Below are 13,210 nucleotides of genomic sequence, written 5' to 3'. Positions count from 1 at the left end.
ACGCAGAGCGCAGCACCGTCCGGACGTAATAAATAGAAGGGAAGTTGACTTGGTTAGGTCGGGAGGTTGAAGCGGTGACCACATAGCAAGCAGAGGTTGTGGGCTAGGACGTGGCGATCGAGCGACTCACCCAGTTGGGCGCCGAGAGCACAGCCGCCGACACCGCCGGCCAACCCGCCGAGGATGGCACCCGATACCGAACCGAGTGTGATACCGACAGGGCCGGCGATAGCGCCAATAAGCGCGCCCGCTTGGCCTCCAGCTAGCGCAGCACTGACGCCGCGCGCAGCACCACCCACGGTGCCGATGGCCGCGCCGACTTTCATGGCGTGATGGAAAGAAGCGACTTTGGGGGAATGACAGCGAGGACACTGCAATGACATGGGGCGAACCTCCTTGATGGTGTAGTCAAGGTGGTTATGTAGTGTTAAGTATTTTTCGAGTCGGATTTTTAAGTTAGGCCTACAGTGAGGGTATTGGTTAAGCGCAATTAATCGACTTAATGCGAAGTAGTGGCAGCGGGCTTCTACACGCCTTTGATCCTGTTATGCTGGCTCCTCATTCTCTGGTCTGAGAGCCAGGATCGATTGCTTAGGAGGAGCCATGTCGGAAACCGTAAACGTTGGTGAGATTGCCGAGAAGCTTTCAGTCGATATCTTCAGCAGCTTCTTTTGGCAGATGAAGGGCAAGTGGAACGAGAATTTTGACTGCCACTGTCCTTCTCACCTGGGTAGCGACGACAAGCCGAAGACAAAACACCCTGGCGATGCCATCTTCTACTATGAAGACCCCTACCTCGGCAGTACGATCTACTTGCACACCGACCTCAAAGCCTACAAAAAAGAAAGCATCGGCAAGCAAAAGCTGCGCGACGCCTTCAAGTCTTTGGCGATCACCGTCGAGTGCGCCAGGGATTCAGACTCCTGGCGAAATACTTTCGCAATTACTGACTGCGGCAACTATGAAGTTCGCGGGCTTCTCTTCGTGCACAACCATGATCACGGTTATGAGAAACCATTTTACAGTCTGATTGAAAAAATTGGCTTTGACTCAATCTCGATACCGCCCAATGTCTATCTTCACTACCTTGGGCCGCATGACATCAATCGTCTCTTTACTATTGCCAACGATATGATTCGCCTGACGAGTCAGAAGAAGATGTCCAGTGAGTACACCTTTTACTATCCTGACCTAGTATTGCGTCGGCGGCAGGGGGACGTGTGGGGACAACCGGCAACTATTGAAGCGCTTACCAGCCCTTACTTGATTGTCCAGCACAAAGGTACGGACAAGACCGAACCAGGTTACGTGGTGTACTACAATCGCCCGGGCGCCTCGCATACTGAGTTCGAATATTTTTTGGACAGTCTGTCGCGATATCAGATGTTGGAGTCTGGCAAGTCAGTTCAGATTCGGGTCACAGTGCCTAGTACCGACCCTCAGATGGTAGCGAACTTCAAAGCCGCTAAAGAGAGATACGCCAAGGCTTGGGGCTTCGATCCGATTCGGGAAACCGTTCTTAACGCGATCAGCTTTGAGGCGGTGACTGCAGTGACTGACTCGTATAATCCAGGTTGGATGGGGTGGCGCAATTGAAGAAAAGGACTTTCGGCCCAGCCATGTACTATGCGTCGGACAAAAATGTCTTCGATGCTCTGATTCAGCATCGGGTGGACTCCCCCACCTTGGCCGTGCTCTTCGAGCGCCGCAACATGATTGTCTCCAAAAAGACTCCGAGAGACGATCTGGCTGAGTATTTCTCTCGTCTTCCTCATGACTACTACGACCACAAGATCATATCGGAGAAACTGGGCATTCTTCCTCGAAGGGAGCGCACTACCTCTATGGATCTTGTTGGTACCATTGATCCCGAGGAGCTTAAGTTCGCTCTTGAAGAGATCAAGAAGCAAATCGTTGCCAATGGAGATATCGCACATATTGTTAGGAGTGGTAATGATTTTTCTCTGAGGATCCAGTATTCACTCATTGATTACAAGAAAACTGAATTTGCGCAGCAGCAGATAAAAGATGGGGTTGTCGAGTTTATTAAGACTGCTGAAGGCTATTTGATCAACAACGCACAGAACGAATTTATGAGCTCTGTGCGGGATGAAATTGTAGCGAAGGTGGACTCGGTAGTACCCGATGAAATTGAGCGCGTCACGGTAAACCTGTATGACGTGATTGATCCAAAGATGAGAACGCGTTTCTTTATTGAACTCAGTACAAGCCTAGAGGGCTTCAGTCGTCGCGATGTTTCAGACGTTTATGTATATAAGCCGAAGATAAACGCCGACGATGAGGGGCTAGCCTCTGATGAGCACGAAACACATATCGAAAAAGTATTGCTCAAAGGTAATGGTATAACACGATCTTCCTTGCTTCTTGATCTTGTACATGAAGATGCATTCTATATATTCAAGATGTGTTGGACTGCGCAGCGAGTCCTTGGCAATGGAGATGTAATTAGCGTGGAGGTTTTGTTTGCAGATCCAATAAGCTGCACAGACTTCTCGATCCTGATCAAGTCTGTATACCCATACGTAGATGGCAAACTAGGCAAAAGGCGCGCGCCCTTGAAAGCTGAGATTGACTCAATGTCCAGGTTGATTGAGAAAACTGCACGTGAACAGATGCAGAAGCTTAGGGCTGAATGCACTCAAGGAGATGAGTAACTATGATTTCACGCTACAAGTGGTATCAGGTTCGCCTACCCTACTCTGTGGCTGAGTTCTTCACCAAACTACGAGACGTAGGTTACGACAATGCCAGCACAACAGGCTTTCTGTGCGACGCAAGCGAGTCGACCTTTCGCTATATCTGGCCATCTACTATCAATGCTGTCCGCCTGGATAGTGATGGGAATTATGAGTATCAGCAGGTCGCTACCGTCAACTCCCAGTATGTTACTGTCCTCAACGAGGGCTTCACCATCTTCCGGATTGAGAGTCCAGCAAGGTCAATACGTGAAATGTTGAACGCGCTGGAGGCTGCTGTGGGGTTTGGCTTTGCTTGTGAGCAGATCGTCATCAGTGACAGGTTGGTACAGGCGGCCTTGGAAAAAGCCACTAGCAAAACCCTAAACAGCCTGAAAGTTTCAGGAGCGATTCCTAGAGCCAATTCGCTCGCTCGGATTGAGTTGGCATCCAAAGAGGGTATCAATACAGAGAATGTGAAACTACTGGGGTTAGCTGATTTCCTAGTTGAAGCTGCCTCCTATGAAGTCGTCTACAAAGGAGTTAAAGGCCAGATAGGGTTTTCACGTTCAGCCGCCTGTAAGATCAGCGGCCCACTCACGCCATTTATCTTGAGCAGTATCGAGAACGCCCTGCAGGCGAAACGCTAGATCAGCTAGGGATGATCTGGTATTACTCCAGGGCTATATTTATTTCCCTTGAAAGTTTGAGTGAATCCAATGAGCTCGTTCCTGTTTCGCTTTTGGCATACTCAGAGAAAATCTATGGCCGTGCGGTTCCTATCCAAAGGTTGAATTTCAAGCAAAGATCGGGAGGGGCTTGGCTCCTCTCGGTAGGAGGCCCTTTGATCAGCGTATCGAAACAACGTTTTTATCTCGAATTTCTCTGATTGCCGACGCAGATAGGTTGCCGGTAGCAGCCTGTTGGATGTGTTCGCTCCACCAGGCCATCATTGGACGTCTGCGTTCTATATATTCGGCTCGGTTATAGGCGCTGCGGACCTCGTCTTTATCTACGTGGGCAAGCGTAACCTCGATCAACTCAGGATCCCAGCCGTGTTCGTTGAGAATAGTGCTAGCCATTGAGCGCATGCCATGGCTCACCAACCGACCTTCGAAGCCCATGCGCTTTAGCGCCATGTTGGCGGTCTGGCTGTTGCAATGGGTTCGAGGGTCTCGGTCGGCAGGAAATACATACTCCCGGTGTCCGCTGTATGGTTTGATTGCCTCCAGCAGTGCCAGTGCTTGATCTGTGAGCGGCACGATATGTATGCGGCGTTTCTTCATGCGCTCAGCAGGAATCGTCCAGATCTTCTTCTCGAAGTCGATGTCCGCCCAGCGAGTGGTGGCTGCCTCTGCTGGGCGGGTCATGGTGTTGAGCTGCCATTCGATAAGGCAGCGCGTGGTCCTTTTTATGCTGGCATTGGCAATTGCCACCATGAGTTCTTTCAGCTCATCGGGAGCAAGCGCCGCCATATTCTTCTTTTTCGGCTTCTTGAAGACGGATCGAATCCCACTAAGCGGGTTTGCGTGAATCAGTCCCGAGTTGACCCCGTAGGTCATGATCTCGTTGAGTCGCTGTGATAGCCGTTTAACTGTTTCAAGACTACCTTTGGTTTCGAGTGGCCGAAGCAGGTTGATGACTTGTGGTGCGCTGATGGCTGAGATCGGTGTGGTGCCCAAATCCGGAAAAACGTGCAACGTCAACGAGCGCCAGATGTCCTCGGCATAAGCTGGTGTCACTGCATCCCTCTTCAGTTCGTACCAGGACGTCGCAACATTCTGAAATGTGTACTCAGTTTCAGCTTGCTTTGCTTGCAGCACTACATCTCGTTGCTCTTTAGGATCGAGGCCTTGGGCAAGTACTTCCCTCGCTGCAATGGAGCCCTTTCGTGCCTGCGCTAACGAGACTTCAGGGAAGGTACCTAAGCCCATGTTGATCCGCTTCTTCGTCACGGGGTGTCGATAGTTGAAGTTCCATAGCTTAGAGCCATTGCTTCTCACTCGCATTTGAAGTCCGCCGCCGTCAAACAGGACGTAGTCCTTTTCAGAAGGCTTGGCAGATTTGATTTTGAGCTCAGAGAGGCGAGTAGCTTGTGCGCACATTGGCATTCCAGGATGGGATTTGGCATTCCAAAAATTAGCACTTATGGGCTTGGAATGCCATTTGGAATGCCAGAAAGCGTGGCTGCTCATGGATGTCCGTGGACGCAGATGGCGCTGAAAGCCCCGTATTTACTGGTTTTCAGGCACAAAAAAAGACGTCCGTGGACGTCTTTAGATGTAAGTTTGGTGGAGCCGGGGGGATTTTAAATGCGTTACTAAACTATTGTTTTAGCTAGCTTTATTCAATGGTTTCTTACTAAGTACCCCCATCGGTGCCCCCCTGAACTTATTTCCGATGAGCGGCTCTTTTAGGAGTTGAACTGGCGTCCTGAATTATCGTTTTGCGAACGTCGAGGCCAGCTCAACCACTGGGGAGCATTCACACTGTCACTCGAGTACAGCATAACCTCGATTATCTGGCCAGGAAGGTTTGAGCCTAGCTCAGACCAGGTGCTGGGTAGATGTCAGGTCTCGCAGTTGGGGTTTTTCCGCAGTAGCGCACCATGGGTTCATCTAGGACGATTTGAGCTGAGGTGCGGTATGAGACACTCGATGGTTACCTGCCACAACTGTGGCAAAGCGATGGTTCCGAGAGCGTCATATAGCCGTGGTTTCTGGGGATATTCGCCTTCATCCAATCATTGCCCCTTTTGTCTGAGTGAGAACTGGCACGGCGGAAACCCAGGCTTAGGGGCTTGGTTGTTCGCTTTGGTTGGTCTGGCTCTTGGTGTTCTCGCCTGCGTGTTGGTGGGAGCTCTTCTGTTCAAGGTGCAGTGGTGGCTTGGTGTCGAAGGACAGTGGCCTCTATTGACGCTGGGTACATGTGCTGTGTCGGTTAGCGCGGGATACCGTTTTTACAACTGGTTTGTTGATTGTTGACCGATGATCATGCTGTGAAAGGCAAAAATCGGCCAGAAGCAGGCAATCAGAAGTGCCCACAAAACCCAGGGCGATTCACTCTGCTAAGAGCTTCTAACCGTAATCCTATTGTGTCCCACTTGCGAGTCGGAGAAGGCCTCTGCAAAGGGCTGTCAGTGAGCGCTGCCAGGACCCAGGCAAGCCTCGATCATTTCCGCGACGTCAAGCAAGCGCTCGCGCAAAGCGGGAAGCCAGACCACTGCCACGGACGAGTTCCGCTGTGCCAATTCAAGCACTGCCTGGAGCGCATGGTCAGAATGCCGCATTAATTCAATCAAATGAAGGCCGCTTGGACCATGGCTACCCGCCAGCCAGTGTTTAGCCGTGCGTTCACTGGCGTCGGTCCAGTGGCGCAGCGTCTTGATTGCGCGATGTGACGTGCCCAATTCGGTGCGTAAGGCAGCAGCTACGGCATTGGCGTAGGTTTGTGCACAGATTGGAAATGAATTACCCATTTTCGCGATCATCTTTCCGTATCTCCTCTTTATATTCGTGAGTAGCGCATCTGATGTAGGCCGATAGGTGTGGTGCAGTCTACGGCTTGGCATGGGTGTCGACCCCAAGTCGCTGAGGGGGCATCGATCAAGAAATGAGACAATCACATCTATCCACGACCGAGGGCGGCAATAGAGCTGCTGCCTATGTCCGCATGTCGACGGAGCACCAGCAGTACTCCACTGAAAATCAGCTGGATGCCATTCGCGTTTATGCGGCAGCACATGAGCTGGAGATCGTCCGGGTGTACACCGACGCGGGTAAAAGTGGCTTGAGCCTGGATGGTCGGGAAGCTCTCCAGCAGCTATTTCGAGATGTCGACGCGGGTCAGTCCGAGTTCTCTGTAGTTCTGGTCTATGACGTAAGTCGCTGGGGGCGCTTTCAGGACCCTGATGTTAGCGCCAGCTACGAAGTTCGATGTCGGCAGGCGGGTGTCAGGGTCGAATATTGCGCCGAACAGTTCGTTAACGATGGCTCACCGGTGTCCAGCATCATCAAGAGTGTTAAACGCATGATGGCCGGTGAGTACAGCCGTGAGCTATCCGTCAAGGTGTTTGCGGGGCAGTCGCGCTTGATCCAGCTGGGATACCGACAAGGTGGCCCGGCTGGATATGGATTGCGTCGTCAACTTGTCGATCAGACAGGGCAGCCTAAAGCAATCTTGGATCGGGGAGAGTACAAAAGCCTTCAGACGGATCGGGTGATTCTTACGCCAGGTCCGGAGTCCGAACAACAGGTCGTTCAAGACATTTACCAGGCCTTTGTCAGGGAAGGTCGAACGGAAGCTGAAATTGCAACTCAACTGAATCGGCGTGGACTGCTTACAGACTTCCAGCGACCGTGGTCACGGGGCGTAGTGCATCAGGTCCTGATCAACGAAAAATACATCGGTAACAATGTCTGGAATCGCACGTCTGGCAAACTGAAACAGCCCCGAACTTCCAATCCGGTTGATCAGTTGGTGCGGGCCGACGGTGCCTTCTCCTCTGTGGTCGACCACGCTTTGTTTCTCGCGGCACAGGCCATCATCCGAGCGCGGTCACGGCACTGGACTGACGAGCAAATGCTGGCGACGCTGAAGCAACTATTTGCGGAGCGAGGTTGTCTGTCTGGGTTGATCATTGATGAGCAAGAGGATTGCCCCTCCAGCAGTTGTTATCGCCAGCGCTTTGGTAGTCTGCTACGCAGCTACAGCCTGATTGGCTATTCCCCCGCACGGGACTACAGCTTTCTGGAGGCCAATCGTCGGCTGCGAGAGCTGTATCCGCACATCTTGGTCGACACGCAGGAGCGCATTCGTCTTGTCGGTGGACACATCTCGGTCGATCCCAAGACCCAACTGGTTTGGGTTAATGATGAGTTCTCGATCTCGGTGGTGCTCTGCCGCTGTCAATGCTCAGAGTCGCCGCGCAGACGTTGGCAGCTACGCTTCGACTTCGGTTTGTTACCTGACCTGACGGTCGCTGTTCGCATGCTCCCCGGTGAGAAGGAGGTGCTTGATTACTACCTCTTTCCCATGATCGATTTGGCGGCCCCTCACCTGCGTCTGGGAGATACTAATCCGCGTGAATTCGAACTCTACCGGTTCGACAGCTTGGACATCCTGGCGGCCCTGAGTCGACGTATACCCTTGGGGAGCGCTGCGTAATGGCTGCATCGGGAGAGCATCTTGCACTTCATGTGGCTCAGGCGGCACCAATTGCGCAGATCCCACTCGCGGATATTCGCGTGCTCAACCCGCGTAGTCGCAATCAACAAGTGTTTGCACGCCTGGTAGAAAACATTGCGAGTCTGGGGTTGAAACGACCGATCACGGTGACCCGCAACGGTTCGAGTTTCGACCTGATCTGTGGACAGGGGCGCTTCGAAGCCTTCAAGGTCCTGGGGGAGGCGGCGATTCCAGCGGTCGTGGTGACGGCAGCTGAGGCGGACCGCTATCTCATCAGCTTGGTAGAGAATCTGGCGCGGCGCAAGCACTCGAACCGCGACTTGCTGATGGCGATAAACGTACTGCACGAGCGTGGCTACTCCATTAGGCAGATTGCCCAGAAAACCTGCTTGGACCGTGCCTATGTCGGCGGCATTCTGATCTTGTTAAGGCAAGGAGAGGAGCGTTTGATTGCTGCCGTCGAAAAGGGCTGGCTACCGATCAAAGTCGCGATCCATGTGGCACGGTCTGACGATTCCCAGGTCCAGGCCGCCATGGTCGAGGCCTATGAAAGTGGGCTGCTGAAAGGAGATGAACTCATCAAGGTACGCCGTCTGATCGACCGTCGACGCGTTCTTGGGAAAGATTATGGTAAGCATCAGGGAGGCGAGCGCATGACCACTCCCCGCCAGTTGCTGACTGCCTATCAAACTGAGGTGCGCCGTCAGCGCCTAATGGTGAAGAAGGCAGACATCAGCGAGCAACGATTGCTATTCGTCGTGACTGCATTACGTCGGTTACTAGCCGATGAATTTTTTCGGTCAATGTTACACAGCGAAGGCATTGATGATATGCCGCAGGTATTGGCCGAGCGTATTCAGGGGGACGCATGACTGTCGTCAAGCGTGCCTTTGGGCCTGATTTGATTACCGTCCGCCTACCGCTGATCCTACCCTCTCGCCAAGTCACCCACGATATGCTGACCTCCGTCAAGTATGCGGCGATTTTAGCTTCCATCCGCGAGCTGGGGGTGGTCGAACCGCTCGCGGTGCATCCCGAGCCTGTACACGGTGTGGGAGAGGAACCCCGTTATCTGTTGCTGGATGGTCATTTGCGACTGGCTGCGCTCGTACAGCTGGGAGCAAAAGACGCGTTGTGCCTGTTGGCGACAGATGACGAAGGATTTACCTACAACCGGCAGATCAACCGACTTACCCCAATTCAAGAGCACAAGATGATTCTGGAGGCCATTCGCAAAGGAACGACCGCCGAGCGGATTGCCGAAGTCTTGAGCGTCAACGTTGGACGCATCCGCGAGCGCCAGCATTTGCTGCGCGGGATTGCGCCGGAAGTCGCTGAGATGCTGAAAACGCGAATGGTCAGTCAGGCGGTCTTTCGCGTGCTGCGCAAGATGAAGCCAATGCGCCAAATAGAATTAGTCGAGATGATGATTTCGGCCAACTGTTTTACTGGGCGCTACGCCGAAATGGTTTTGGCCGCAACGCGTCCTGAACAGCTGGTCGAGGCAAAGAAAGTCAGTGAGGGCGTGACTGCTGAAGACATTGCACGCATGGAGCGGGAGATGGAAAAGCTCTACCACGACTACCGGTTGGTTGAGGACACGCTCGGCGAAACCATGTTAGTACTCGTGGTTGCCAAGGGCTATGTGTCTCGCATGCTGCGCAATCAGACTATCGCAGCTTACCTGGAGCGCTTCGAGCCTGACCTGGTGCGGGAGCTGGCCGGAGTTGTGGAGGCGGTCACCGCAGATGCTCGCAGTCTGGAGCGTGAATAAACCTACCTGCTGTGCTGAGAGGGAGGTCATCATTCGCTTTTGGGACATATCGTCAGTGCCATGTTGGCGAGGGCATGGGCTCTGGCTGAAATCGCGGCTTCGTTCCACGCAGAAGTAGCAATTAGTGGGGACATTGAAACCAAGGCTGGCATTGACATCAGCTTGTCGCCTTTCGCCGCGAAATCGCAGTGTTGCGCCGTCCTTTTGACGCTGAGCTTCAGCAGCGTCAAGTTGCCTAGCATCGGGATGCTCTCATGCTGTTCACTAATCATGAGCTGCCAGGGCGTCAATGTGCCGCAAGAGCGCATTATCATTTCGATATCCGACTCGTGACTCGTCGCTGTCGGCTGCCACGCTGCCTTCTTTCAGCGGCCAGTGGGACGTTTCAACTCCGCGGTAAAATATGGTCTATCTCAAGTGCTGATAGGTCTGGTACTTCTGGCTCTTCGCATTTAACGGATAGCCGTAAACCGCCCTCGAGTTCCGTTAGCAGCGAACAGGTTTTTGCGGTATCCAGCCGGTCTGAATAACGTGCGCTGATGCAGGCGTTACGGAAATTCACCGATCCCCATCAGCTGTAGTCGAACGTGATGAAGGACTGCGCTGGGTCGAATGCAGCGTTCGTTACGAGCAGCTTTTGGCCGGTAGTTGCCTGTCGCAATCGGCGGTTTGGGTCGATCCTAGCCTCTCGTGACGGCTAGAGTCCGCACCGGAGTTACCCTTGGCATAGGGTAAGTAACCTGCGAGACCGATCAGTTAGCGAAGTGTCACTATGCTATCACAGATGTTCCGTTTATCTTTGAGCTGGGTTTGCTCACGCCAAGGATTGCCGCATGATTGAAAAAATTCTGCTTCGCAACGTCTCCAGCTACTCTCCAGACTCAGCGGTGTCCATTGCCCCGCTCAAGCGCGTGAGTCTGTTCTATGGCCATAATGGGACGGGCAAGACCACTATCAGTAACTTCCTTCAGGCCCCTGCTGAGGCCTGCTACAGCGTTTGCGGAGTGGAGCCAGTAAAGGTTGGCCGGGAGGTCCTAGTCTACAACTATGCATTCATGGAGAAAAATTTCCATGAAGCCGCATCCCAGCCAGGGGTCTTCACCCTCAATGAGGGCAACATTGAGGCGGAAGCTGCCCTGGCAGCGGCCGAGACAGCAATCGCTGAATTGACGATCGCCCATGATTCTGAAATGGAAAAGGGCGTTAACTGCAAGAAGGCCCAGGAGCAAGCTCATCAGGCGCTGCTGGACAATGTATGGAAGCCTAAGCGTGACTTCGATAACACTGCTTTGGCCTACTGCTTCAGGTCGCTCAACACCAAAGAGCGTTTACTTGACGCAGTCCGACGCGTCCAGCTTGTGGAAACCACTGACACCGCTCAGGGGCTGCTCAGCGAGGCAGCAGAACTTAACGAGGCCAGTGATCAGGAGCTGCCCGGAATCGCTTCAATCACCTTCCAAGCGGGTAAGCTAGAAACCGATCCGATCATGCAGGAAGTCATCACTGGGTCAGGCGACTCCTACCTTTCTGCGTTCATTCAGCAACTGGGAAATTCGGATTGGGTTAAGCAGGCACTGCGCTATGAGGTCGAGGCAAAAAACCAGTGCCCACTATGCCAGCAGCCCTTGCCGCAGGATTTCTATGCTGAAATTCGTAAAGTTTTCGATAAGACCTATGAGCAGCGCCTTGGTTTGCTGCAACAACTCGAAAGCCGATACCGAGACGCGGCGGATCAATTCCTGCGAAGGTGCGAGGCTCCGGAATATCAGCTGCAAGCCATAAAGCTCCGTATCACCAGGCTTCACGCTGTGTTCCAGAAGAACCTGCAATCCCTTGCTACGAAGCTCGCCAGTCCATCCCTCACGGTTACGCTGGAGTCCACTGCAACATTGGTAGCCGAGTTGAACAGTGAGATCGCGGCTGAGCAACTGAAAATCGACGTTATCAATGCGAGGATAAAAAACAAGAAGCAGCATGAGGAGGACGTCAAGCGACGCTTCTGGAGCTGGTACAGAGCTTCGTGCGAAGCGGCTTTCGTGGCATTCGAAAAGGTCGATAAGCAGCAGGGGCGCCAACGCCAGGCCGCCAAGGATGAGGTTCAGTCTCTGCGGGATCGCATTCAAGCACAACGCGATATCATTGCCCAATCCAGGGCGGCTATCACGAACATCGACCAGTCGGTCGAGAGCATCAATAATTGGTTGCGGGTGCTGGGCCTGAAGGGCTTCGCGCTGATTAAAGAAGAGGGCCTGGTGCCGCAGTATCGTCTTGAGCGCCCTGGCCAGACTGAAGGGGTGTTCAGAACCCTAAGTGAGGGCGAGAAAACGCTGATCTCGTTTCTTTACTTTCTTGAGGTCTGCAATGGCGAGCTGGACACAGCTAGTGGGAGGCTCAAGCGTGATCGCGTCATCGTCATTGATGACCCAATATCGAGCCTCTCCCATAACTATGTTTATGATATTGCATCGCTGATCAGGCGGCAGGTGCTCATCCCGAGAGACCGGTTCAAGCAGGTGATCATCCTGACGCACAACCTTTTCTTCTTCCACGAAATGGTCAAGCTCTTGAAGGATGACGGAGAAAAATCCTTGGCAATGTTCCGGATCACCAAGTCCGAATATAGCTCGGTCGTGGCCATGGAGGAGCGCGAAATCCAGAACGACTACCAAGCCTTCTGGCAAACCATCAAGGACGCGTTACAAGGCCGAACTTCCCCTAATGTGATTCCGAACATGATGCGCAATATCTTAGAGTACTACTTTAGCTTCGTGCATCAGACGCACAGCCTGCGCCAGGCGTTGACTGATCTTAGCGAGGAGAATCCAGAGTACAGAGCGCTTTACCGATACATCAACCGTGAATCACATGCTGACTCGGTTAACCTCACTGATTTCGGCGAGATCGATCCGGCGATCTTCGTCGCGCGGTTTAAGGATGTGTTCATCAGAACCAATTTCGAATCTCACTTCGACAAGATGATGGCATAGCTAACCAAGCATTCTGGGAGGGCTGCGTCAACGCGTATGTGATCGCTCCTTCTACCGGGAGCGACCGGATGGCCCGGAATTGATGAGCGCTGATCTTTCCGTGTTCGGCATCAACTGATAGCATTTGGCCTGCAGCTACCACCAAAGGGCTCTCCTTCCTGCCTGGCACTCATCTGCTCGCTTTGCACTTGGTGTGTAAAGGCTATCAGCGGCCCGCTGAGATCAGATGGAGAATACGCCATGACCGATCATGGGAAAGTTGTCCTGGTTCGCCAGTACAACCGTTTCCGGTTTGGGCAATGGGAAACCGTGTGCATGCACATGCGCTCCCTACCGCGCCGGTAATTGAACGTACCTAGGTGGTAGCTGCACTTCTTTTTCTACACCTACTTCGCTCTCTGATCAGCGTTCCTTTCGATTTGCCTCCAGCGCGCTACAGACAGCAATCGAAGGACTGCTTCCAACATGTTGATCTTGTTCCGCCAGGGGCGAGGCTGCCGTCGTCATCTGTTGTGCATCATTTGCACGTTATGTTTTTCTGCGGCTGACATGTAGTCATCCGTCTA

Annotated in this window: 11 protein-coding genes; 7 read left to right on the top strand and 4 right to left on the bottom strand. The window is 53.0% G+C overall.

Going from position 1 to position 13,210, the window contains the following annotated elements; all coding sequences use genetic code 11:
- Positions 1-53: 53 nt before the first annotated feature.
- Positions 54-326, bottom strand: a complete 273-nt coding sequence (locus DMX12_RS29775; RefSeq protein WP_174446962.1) for a hypothetical protein — start codon at positions 324-326, stop codon at positions 54-56.
- 277 nt (positions 327-603) lie between these two features.
- On the opposite strand from DMX12_RS29775, the gene DMX12_RS04685 reads away from it, so the two are divergent.
- The 3 genes from DMX12_RS04685 to DMX12_RS04675 are packed head-to-tail and all read left to right on the top strand — an operon-like array spanning position 604 to position 3,346.
- Positions 604-1,596 carry a hypothetical protein gene (locus tag DMX12_RS04685; RefSeq protein ID WP_054882004.1) on the top strand — a complete coding sequence of 331 codons (993 nt, stop codon included), beginning with the start codon at positions 604-606 and terminating at the stop codon, positions 1,594-1,596.
- Entirely contained in the window at positions 1,584-2,675 is a 1,092-nt protein-coding gene (locus DMX12_RS04680; RefSeq protein ID WP_207939749.1) for a hypothetical protein, read from the top strand. The genes DMX12_RS04685 and DMX12_RS04680 overlap by 13 nt, the downstream gene beginning before the upstream one ends.
- Before the next feature lie 2 nt (positions 2,676-2,677).
- Positions 2,678-3,346 (top strand): hypothetical protein, encoded by a 669-nt coding sequence (locus tag DMX12_RS04675; RefSeq protein WP_054882003.1) that lies wholly within the window; start codon positions 2,678-2,680, stop codon positions 3,344-3,346.
- 198 nt (positions 3,347-3,544) lie between these two features.
- On the opposite strand, the gene DMX12_RS04670 is transcribed toward DMX12_RS04675, so the two are convergent.
- On the bottom strand, positions 3,545-4,801 hold the full coding sequence (locus tag DMX12_RS04670; protein WP_110676542.1) for an integrase domain-containing protein: 1,257 nt from the start codon (positions 4,799-4,801) through the stop codon (positions 3,545-3,547).
- Between the two features lie 1,031 nt (positions 4,802-5,832).
- Positions 5,833-6,186, bottom strand: coding sequence for a hypothetical protein (locus DMX12_RS04665; protein ID WP_054881511.1), 354 nt, complete (start codon positions 6,184-6,186; stop codon positions 5,833-5,835).
- Between the two features lie 122 nt (positions 6,187-6,308).
- Between DMX12_RS04665 and DMX12_RS04660 the strand changes: the two genes are divergently transcribed.
- The 3 genes from DMX12_RS04660 to DMX12_RS04650 are packed head-to-tail and all read left to right on the top strand — an operon-like array spanning position 6,309 to position 9,657.
- On the top strand, positions 6,309-7,862 hold the full coding sequence (locus DMX12_RS04660; protein WP_110676541.1) for a recombinase family protein: 1,554 nt from the start codon (positions 6,309-6,311) through the stop codon (positions 7,860-7,862).
- Positions 7,862-8,755: a ParB/RepB/Spo0J family partition protein gene (locus tag DMX12_RS04655; protein ID WP_054881513.1), complete on the top strand. Its 894-nt coding sequence runs from the start codon at positions 7,862-7,864 to the stop codon at positions 8,753-8,755. Before DMX12_RS04660 ends, DMX12_RS04655 begins: the two co-directional genes overlap by 1 nt.
- A complete protein-coding gene (locus DMX12_RS04650) occupies positions 8,752-9,657 on the top strand; it encodes a plasmid partitioning protein RepB C-terminal domain-containing protein (RefSeq protein WP_054881514.1) in 906 nt (301 codons plus the stop codon). Before DMX12_RS04655 ends, DMX12_RS04650 begins: the two co-directional genes overlap by 4 nt.
- Positions 9,658-9,686: 29 nt before the next feature.
- Here the strand turns inward: DMX12_RS04650 and DMX12_RS29770 are convergent, their stop codons facing one another.
- Positions 9,687-9,971: a DUF1524 domain-containing protein gene (locus DMX12_RS29770; RefSeq protein ID WP_082438035.1), complete on the bottom strand. Its 285-nt coding sequence runs from the start codon at positions 9,969-9,971 to the stop codon at positions 9,687-9,689.
- A gap of 519 nt (positions 9,972-10,490) precedes the next feature.
- On the opposite strand from DMX12_RS29770, the gene DMX12_RS04640 reads away from it, so the two are divergent.
- Positions 10,491-12,644: an AAA family ATPase gene (locus DMX12_RS04640; protein ID WP_054881515.1), complete on the top strand. Its 2,154-nt coding sequence runs from the start codon at positions 10,491-10,493 to the stop codon at positions 12,642-12,644.
- Positions 12,645-13,210: the final 566 nt, after the last annotated feature.

This window comes from Pseudomonas sp. MB-090624 (assembly GCF_003205245.1).
GTDB lineage: Bacteria > Pseudomonadota > Gammaproteobacteria > Pseudomonadales > Pseudomonadaceae > Aquipseudomonas > Aquipseudomonas juntendi.
Note: the sequence above shows the minus strand (reverse complement) of the source record. Positions and strands in the feature narration are given on the sequence as shown.